The 8469-nt window shown below is 66.7% G+C and carries 5 protein-coding genes; all 5 read right to left on the bottom strand.

The window, feature by feature from the left end:
- Positions 1 to 1025 (bottom strand): leucyl aminopeptidase family protein (locus JNK68_09645; protein MBL8540620.1); only part of this gene is annotated, 1025 nt, incomplete at its 3' end.
- Positions 1026 to 1169: 144 nt separating this feature from the next.
- Positions 1170 to 4385 carry a DUF11 domain-containing protein gene (locus tag JNK68_09640; GenBank protein ID MBL8540619.1) on the bottom strand — a complete coding sequence of 1072 codons (3216 nt, stop codon included), beginning with the start codon at positions 4383 to 4385 and terminating at the stop codon, positions 1170 to 1172.
- 351 nt (positions 4386 to 4736) lie between these two features.
- A complete protein-coding gene (locus JNK68_09635; GenBank protein ID MBL8540618.1) occupies positions 4737 to 5153 on the bottom strand; it encodes a DsrE family protein in 417 nt (138 codons plus the stop codon).
- Positions 5154 to 5169: 16 nt separating this feature from the next.
- The gene (locus JNK68_09630; protein MBL8540617.1) at positions 5170 to 6513 is read right to left on the bottom strand and encodes a tetratricopeptide repeat protein; all 1344 of its coding nucleotides are present in this window, start codon (positions 6511 to 6513) and stop codon (positions 5170 to 5172) included.
- Positions 6514 to 6638: 125 nt separating this feature from the next.
- Positions 6639 to 8087: an FAD-binding oxidoreductase gene (locus JNK68_09625; protein ID MBL8540616.1), complete on the bottom strand. Its 1449-nt coding sequence runs from the start codon at positions 8085 to 8087 to the stop codon at positions 6639 to 6641.
- Positions 8088 to 8469 lie beyond the last annotated feature (382 nt).

Here is an 8469-nt window from a genome sequence, read left to right as displayed (position 1 = left end):
ACCATGCGCCCCTCCGCGTCCGTGTGCACGATCTCGATGGTGGTGCCGTCGAGCGCGGTGACGACGTCGTTCTGCTTGTAGGCGCGTGGCCCGATATGGTTCTGCGCCAGCGCGAGCCACGCCTCGATACCGTCCGCCATGCCCGCCTTCGTTGCTGCCAGCAGCAGTCCAAGCGCCACGGCCGAGCCGTTCATGTCCTTGTGCATGCCGTGCATGTACTGCGCGGACTTGAGGTTGTGGCCGCCGGTGTCGAAGCAGATGCCCTTGCCCACGAGCGCGATGTGCGGGCGCCGGCGGCCGGCCCGGCGCCGCAGATGAACGATTGCCGCATCTTCGTCGGCGCTGCCCTGCGCCACTGCCACGAAGGCCCCCGCTCCCATTCGCCGCAGGCGCTTGAGATCGAGTTCCTCGATCTCCCAGCCGTGCGCCCGAGCGAGCTTGCGGATGCGTTGGCGGTACAGGCCCGGCGTGAGCTCGTTGGGCGGCAGCAAGGTCAGCTCGCGGCACAGCAGGCTGCCTTCCGCGGCGGCTGCCAGACGCGGCAGCTCTGCTTCGAGCGTCGCCCCGTGCAGGACGATTTTCGCGAGCCCCTCGGCCGCCTTCTTCTTGCGCGAGGGCAGTTCCGCTCCGTTGAGCCACGCACATTGCACGGCACGCAGCGCAGCGGCATGGCGCCCCTCGGCATTGCCCATTACGGCAATCACGAGCGTTTCCGGTTTCTCGTCGAGCAGGGGCTGCATCGCGCGGCGTACCAGGGTCTGTTGCTCGAACACCGTCTTCCCCGTGTCGAGGCTCACCCAGCAGGCAGCCCCACCCTTGCGCAGCGTGGCAGCCACCGGCTTGTCCGCGAGGTCTCGCGGCTTCAGCCGCCGTCGCTCGAGCACGCCGGCGAGCACGTCGCCCGCCGGCAGCGCCTTGACCTCGCGCGCAGACTCGATCCTGGGCAGCAGGAAAAGCACGTGCGAGAACCTGGCGAGCGCGGCCGCGGTGATCGGCTCGGGGTGCTGCTCGAGCGTCGCGAGCATGGTTCGAATCCGGCTGGAGATTGGACGGATTATATGTCTCGACTTGCCCGCCTGCGGTAGACAAGCCACTGCACCGGCATCACCAAATACTCGGCTCGCCTGCAAATTCGAGGGCACCGAAGGCAATGGATCGGGAAGGGCGGATCAAGTGCTCCCGACGCACCTCTCGTTGTTCGCTTCGTCGCTCTCCGTAACGGCTCCGGCGGGCGCGTCGGCACGGATGCACAGCCGCAACCCCACGTCTGCCCCCGGACGCTTCTCGTACTCCGCCTGGAGCGACATCTCCTTGACGGCACCAGCCTTGAGACCTTCGGGCAGCGTCTGATCCGCAAGCGGGGTCTGTTCCTCGCCGGCGACGATCCGCACGCCGAACGCGGCAGCATCGGCCTTGCCCGCATTGCGCACGCGGTACACGAGGTGCAGCCGGCAATGGCTCCCGGTGCAGACCAGATCGGAACTCACGTCCGGATCGATGACGAGATCGGGCAGAGGTTTGCGTCCGGCGCGGCGATCCCGCTCGCGCACCCGTTCCAGGTGGAGGCTACTCACGCCGACGCCCTCGCCGGTGCGGGCCAGCGGTGCGGCGGTATAGACGCCCTCGACGTCGAGCGACCGCGGTCCCTGCACGACCAGGAAGCCCTCGATCACGCCGCCGGGCAGCTTGCCTTCGAACAGCCGCCGCTTCAGATCGTCGCAGTCGGCTTTCAGGCTTTCATCGTAGTCGAGGCCATCGATTCCGATTGGATAGATCTTTCCCGGCTTCTGCTCGGCCGGGGGGTAGCTGAGGGCCAGCTTCTTGAAGAAGAACACCCGCTCGTCGTTGGGATTGTGGATGTTGACTGCGGTGCCATACAGCCCGCGCAGGAGCCGCAGACTGTCGGGATCATTCTGGCGGCCGCAGACTATCTTGGCGGAATACTCGTAGCGCAGACACAGCGCGCGGACGTCGGCCTCTGCCCGGTTGTTCTGCGCAACCGGGTCCGATCCGGCGCGGTTTATGACGGTCGCGAGATTGCGCAGCGTCCTGAACTGCTCGTCGCCACAATCGAGATCGGCGTCGATTCGGGCCGCGATCGTCACGTCCCGGCTTTCGCCTCGGCGCAGCCGGCCCAGCGCGCAGCGCACCGTGCCGGCAGGCACTTCGCTGCAGATCGCGGGCAGTCCGGTGACCTCGACACCGGCTGGCAGAAAATCCACGACCTCGACATCGCCGGTGTGATTGGGACCGTGGTTGGTGGCGACGAGCCTGATCGAGACGGGTTGGCCGGCGGCAACCGGCACCGGCGTTACCGTTTTCTGCAGGCCGAGGTCGGTCGTATTGATCGCCTGTCGAATGCGGCGCGCCTCGTCTTCGTCGGGTTCCGGATCCTGGACCACATTGCGCGGCCCGTCGTTGGCGTCGCCGAACTGTGCAAAGCGCAGCACGATATTGCTCCAGTCATCCCCGCCGATAAGGGTCTCGCCGGCTGGGCTGCCGGTGCAGTCGGCTGCAGGGCCGGCATTGACGTTGACCGCAACCGACGTCTGAGTGGCTCCGCCGACATTGTCCCAGTTGACCGGTTGATTGACGGCGGCCGTCCGCACGCCTCCCGACGGCGTGATGAAGACGAGCTGGCTCTGCCCGTCGGTGGCATCGAGGATGGCGGTTTCGTCGAGGGCGTCTTCGTCGAGCGTGGCGAGCGGCGCCTTGGCACGCCCCCCCGGGAGCCGGGGCGGGGAGAAATCGATGATCAGGAAGTCAGCCGCACCGTCGCCGTCGAGGTCCTGGCCCGGATTCGTATCCTGGGAAATGCCGGTGTCCAGGCTGTAGTTCATCACGCTCAGGTAATTGGGCTTGCAGTTGATGGTGCTGCCGGTTGCCGGGATGCCGCCCACCTGCGCCGGCCCGCCGTGATCAAGATTGAGGTTGTGGCCGAGCTCGTGCATGAAGGCGCCGGGATCTTCGCGGAAGACGATGAAGTCGTTGCCACCCTTCTCTCCCTGGCCCCCGGCGAAGCAGTCGAGCACGTCGTCTCCGTCGGTAAGCCCGTCGCCGCCATTGTCGATGCCATCGGTGCAACTGCCACTGCCGGCGCCGTCCTCGTTGCTCCGCGGTATACCGCTGATCGCATAATGAAAGACCAGGCGCCGCGCCGCCGCGAAATGCTTGGCCTTGACCTCGTAGAAATCCGCCGTGCCGTCGCCGTCGGCGTCCCCCGTCAGCTTCGGGACGTTCGTGCCGCTGGGAAGATCGGCCAATGGAATCTGATTGCCGCCACCGAGGTTGTCTCCCACGAGACAGTCGGGATCCTCGCCATCGATCTTGCCGTCGCCGCCGTTGTCGATGCCATCGATGCACGAGCCGAAGATCGCGCCGTCTTCTACGGCACCATTGAAGGGGGATTCGACAAGGCTGCCGGTGTCGATCCATACCCGGATGCCGGGCTGGCCGTCGGGATTGTCAGTGCCTCCGGTGCCGACCGGCGCCGCTGCGAAAGCTTCCTTGACGGCGCGGATGGCCGACTGCCGGGGCAGGCGCCCGGGCAGCCAGTCGTATTCGACGAAGATGTCCTTATGATCTGGAGTGGCGCCAAGCGCCGGCAGATCGAGTACCAGGGCACCTGAACAATCGGTGATGCCCGCAGTTTCCCAGGCGTCGAACAGGCCGTCGCCGTCGCTGTCGGCCGCGGTTCCCGTCGACGAGATTTCCAGCGCTTCGAGGCGAACGCCGCGGTTGCCACTGAAGAAATCCGAATGGGCGAAGACCCCTTTGGCTTTGGTATCCACCCGCAGCGAAACGGCATACTCGCGCCCCGCTTCCAGCGGCCCGGAGACGACCGCTGGCCCCGGCGGGTTGAAGGGGTTCTGCGGAACGAGCGTGACAATGCAGTGACCCGGGTCACCGGACTCGGTCTGCTGGAAGAGCTCCGCCTCGTCCACGATCGTATCGGAGGTCAGATCCCGCAGCATCGCCCGCACGCGGACGTCGCCGAAATTGTTGGGAACCTGGTGGCAGCCCTCGATCACGCCGTTGAGCAGGGCGAGCACGCTTATCTCGACCGTCTGGGACTGTTGCGGCGTGAGACGCACGCCGATCTCGGCGGAGGTCTCCCGTTGGTTCCCCACCGCTCCCTCGGCACTCGCCCGCGCCCGCCGCTGACCGAGATCGAACGCGCTATCTTCGCCCGCCTGGTCGTCACCGTCGCGACCAAAGTCGGTCACGCAGCCGGCACCCGAGCAGGACTCCGGCACACCTGGAAACAAACACAGCTCGGCAGATGCGGGGCCGACCAGGACCATCAACAGCACCGCTGACAGTGCGGCGATGAAAATTATTCGAGCGGGTGCGCGACCCGGCTCGCCGCCGCTGCGCAGGTTCATGTCCCTTCTCCCGTGGAGTGCTCATGATCCAACTGTCGTCTGCGCGGTAACAATACGCCCTTTGGCCTAGCAGGCAGTTGAAGAACCCTCCGGGAGCCGCGTTTGACACGAAAAATGCCCATTTGCGTTTGTTGCGCTCCTTGGCATCGTAGGCTCGGCTATGGCCTACGTCGCGCGCCTTGCATATGAGCATTTCTCGCGCAAACTCCCCAGGGGTCTTTCAACGGCATGCTTACCTCGGTCTCCACCCCGTGGCGGCCTTCGCTACGCAGCCTGGCAGCGTTCTACTGCGGCGGCACGCAACATGGCCGCATCGCTGGCGGGTGAGAGTTCTTTGGGCAATTCACCGACTCAGAAGTACTGGCAATGCTCCGCCTTGACTGCCTTCTCCTTGAGGAACCAGCTCGCGTCCACGATGCCGTCCGCCTCGGCGACGAGGTCTTCGGCGGTGACGTCGAAATTCGCTGCGGCAAGCCGGCATCCGTAGAAGCGCACCCTGCCGGATGCCTTGAGCATCTTCAGGTAGTCGTGAATCTCCACCGGATCGCCGTCGCGCGCCAGGCGCTCGCGCAGCCACTCCGCCTCCCCGGCATGGTTCGCATCCACCTTGAGCGAGCGCAAGCCTTCCGCAGTCAGCACGCGCACGGCCCACAGCACGAACAGGATGTCGACCTCTGTGCCTTCGTTCGCCATGACCCAGGCAAAGGTCAGCGGCGTGAGCAGGCGGTCGTAAGCATCGTCGCGGACCACGATTGCCAGTCGTTTCATCCTGGTCACCCTCCGCTCAGTTCGCCGGCGCAACCGCCACCCGTGCCGCGGGGGAGCGCTGCTCGCGGTCGCGCAACACCCACGGGCCGTCTCTCCGAGCGACCCGGCGCTCGACGGCGAGCGCAGCCGCCAGCTCGCCTTCGCCGGCACGCGACGCGGCTGCGACGAGGGTGAGGTCGATCACGTCGCGCTGCGCATGGCTGCCGCCGAAGCGATGTGCGATACCGCGAATCGATTGCAGCAGCTTCACCGTTCGTGGGTAGTCGCCCTCGCCGAACGCGCGGATCGCCTGCACTGCCGCGTGACCGACCTCCGCAGTGAACGCAGCGTTGTCACCTTCGCCACGCATCGCCTCCCGCTGCGCTTCGAGCAGCGCCGCCTGCGCACGCGGACGGTCCGCACCGACGAAGGCCATCATGGCGTGCATGTCGTTGAACGCGTAGTTGCCGGCGGTGGCGATCGGCGCCCAGTTGGCGGCAAGGGCCTCCCATCTCGCGCCCACGTTCACGCCGCGAAGATGCAGGCGCCAGAGCAGCGCCGACGCGTCGATCATGTCGAGCACGACGCCGGAGCGATGTCCGTAAAGCGCCCCGTCGAAGAGGCGCAGCACCTCGTCCACTTCGTCGAGCTCCAGGTGATAGAGGGCGAGGTGCCACCAGTTGTGGACCGCAAAGAAACTCCGTTCGGACCAGGCTGGGACGTCCCCGCGCAACCACGCAATGCCGGCCCGCGGCCGGTGCGTCATCTCCATCACGTGCGCCACCGCATGCCAGCCCCAGCCGTCGCGGCGCTCCAGTTCGATGCTCGCCCGCCCTTGCCGCTCGGCACCTGCGTAGTCTCCGGTCTCCTCCAGACCGAAGGCATGCATGCCGAGCACGGCGTGATAACCCGGGACGCCCGGACTCCAGGCCGGCAGCACGCGCGCGACACGGTCGCGCAACTGGCGCGACTCGCCGGTGAAAAAGTCGATCTGGTGTCCGGCCTGGAGTGCCAGCGCATCCCGTGGATAGGCCGCACTCAAGTCCTCAAGCACACTGCCCGCGGCACGCCAGCGGCCGGCGCAAAGCAGGCTCACGGCGTGCAGGTGCCAGCGCTCGCGGTCGTTCGCCGGCAAGCCGGCGGCGGCCGCATGGCAGGCACGCGCCACACGGATTCCCGCCGGCTCCGTGCCGAGTAGATGGAGATAGGCTTTCAGCATATGCGCCATGACCATCTCGGGGCTGCACGCCAGTGCTCGATCGACGGTGGCCACTGGATCGCCGATGAAGCAGCGCAGTTCGTGCGCGGCGGTTTCGAAGACCGCCAGCGCGTCCGGGTTTGCGCCGGAAACAGGGTAGCCGGCACCGTCGAGCAGGTTCATCGTTCATCTCCTCACGTCTATCGGCGTCGTATGGCGCACCGCGCGTGTTGCCACTCCAGGACGCGCCAGGACGCGCGCGACCGATAACATGACCGGTCCGCCGCGCGCACGCTCGTCCACACCTTTCATGACAAGGCGCGGCGCTCGGGTTCGGTGGCCGGCGCGATGTTCAGGTTCATGCGGAACAGGTTGTCGGGATCGAAGCGCTGCTTGATGGCCTGCAGACGGGCAAAGTTCACCCCGTAGCTCGCGGCGACACGCTCCGCTTCGTCTTCCGTAAGAAAGTTGACGTAGCCGCTGCCGCTTGCGTACGGGGCCGCGTCCTGGAAGGTCTGGCGTGCCCACGCACGCACCCCGTCGTCGTCGCGCGCGTCAGACCAGCGACCGTGCACGTTCATGATGTAACGCGCATCGCGACTGGCGAACGCGGTGGCCTCGGGTGCCACGCGAGACATCGCACCGCCCAGTTGGGCCAGGAAGATTTCGCATTCCGGTCCCGGTAGTTGACTCGCGCGCCCGACGATGACATCGAGCGCTTGGTCGGTGAGGGAACCGAAGTTGTGCGACTTCCAGTAGTTGCGTGCGCCCGGCGCGAGCAGCGGATCGAAGGCGGTCTGAAAGTCCGCGTAAGATGCCGGCCCGAGCGCACTGCCGACCGGTTCGCCGAACTGCAGCACGGGCGCGGCTGCGCGCTGTCCCGCTTCGATGTCGCCGCAGTGGAGCAGCGGAAAGATCACCACCTCGCTGCCGTGCACCGACACGGGGAGGAACGGCAGCGGCGGTGCCTTCCGTATGACCGCCCATACCGTGAGTTCGTCGGGCGCGTCGGCGGTGAAGTCCCGCCACGCGCGCAGAACCTGGCGTGCCTGCGCGAAGGGATAGACCACGAGACCGGCGAAGACCTGTGGCCCCACGGCATGCAGCTGAAAGTCGAACGATGTCACGACGCCGAAGTTCCCGCTCCCGCCGCGCACGGCCCAGAACAGTTCGGGTTCGGAGGTAAGCGATGCCGTGCGCACCTCGCCGTCGGCAGTGACGAGGGTGACGGCAAGCAGGTTGTCGATCGTCAGGCCGTAGCGCCGGGTCAACCAGCCAAATCCACCGCCCAGCGTAAGTCCCGCGACACCGGTGGTGGAATTGACACCGAGCGGCGTGGCGAGCCCGTGGGCCTGGGCCGCGCGGTCGAAGTCGGCCAGCAGCGCACCGGGACCCACGCGTGCCATTCTCTGACTCGCATCGACACTGACCGCGCGCATGCCGGACAGGTCGATCATCAGACCGCCTTCGGCGACGGCGTTGCCCGCGATGTGGTGACCACCGCCGCGCACGCTCACCAGCATGCGGTGCATGCGCGCGAAGCGTACGGCCGCTTGCACGTCGGATACGCTCAGGCAGCGCGCGATCAACGCGGGGCGACGGTCGACCATGCCGTTCCACACCTTGCGTGCATCCTCGTAGCCGCCGTCTGCCGCAGTCAGGACGCCGCCGCTGATGCGCCCGGCAAACGTGTCAAGGTCGGTCTGGCTAAGCTGCTGGACATTCCTGTCCAGCGTCAGGTAAGTCAGTGTATGCATTTGGTCCTCCGGCTAGGCAAGCGCGAGTGGCGGAACTGGCTGCAGTTTCATCGCAGCACGCGGCAGAATTCTGTGTCCCCGGCCGATCTGCCGCTTGACCCCGCGTCGCGCGTTCTTGTCTGCGCGTCCGCGGTTGAGGGGGCGTACGCTGGATGCTCAGCCGACCGTCCGCCTCGATCGAGACGCCTGCCGGGAATCGAGCCGGGACACGGCGTCGAACAGGTCATCGGGTATCACATCGTTGCGCCGTGGCACTTGCTGGGCAGCGATACCGCGTCGGTGCGCCCCCGCTGTAGGACCTCGCCCGATCGCGCATGCAGGCCGCATCGCGTATGCGGGCTCGACGCGCGGGGCGACGGTGGTGAAGACTGTCCTCGAGAGT

It is taken from the genome of Betaproteobacteria bacterium (assembly GCA_016791345.1).
In the GTDB taxonomy this organism is placed as follows: domain Bacteria; phylum Pseudomonadota; class Gammaproteobacteria; order Burkholderiales; family JAEUMW01; genus JAEUMW01.
This window is presented reverse-complemented; position numbering and strand designations above follow the sequence as displayed.

Coding starts and splice junctions, on each gene's coding strand:
- JNK68_09640 (MBL8540619.1), bottom strand. CDS start 4,385: ATGAACCTGCGCAGCGGCGGCGAGCCGGGTCGCGCACCCGCTCGAATA.
- JNK68_09635 (MBL8540618.1), bottom strand. CDS start 5,153: ATGAAACGACTGGCAATCGTGGTCCGCGACGATGCTTACGACCGCCTG.
- JNK68_09630 (MBL8540617.1), bottom strand. CDS start 6,513: ATGAACCTGCTCGACGGTGCCGGCTACCCTGTTTCCGGCGCAAACCCG.
- JNK68_09625 (MBL8540616.1), bottom strand. CDS start 8,087: ATGCATACACTGACTTACCTGACGCTGGACAGGAATGTCCAGCAGCTT.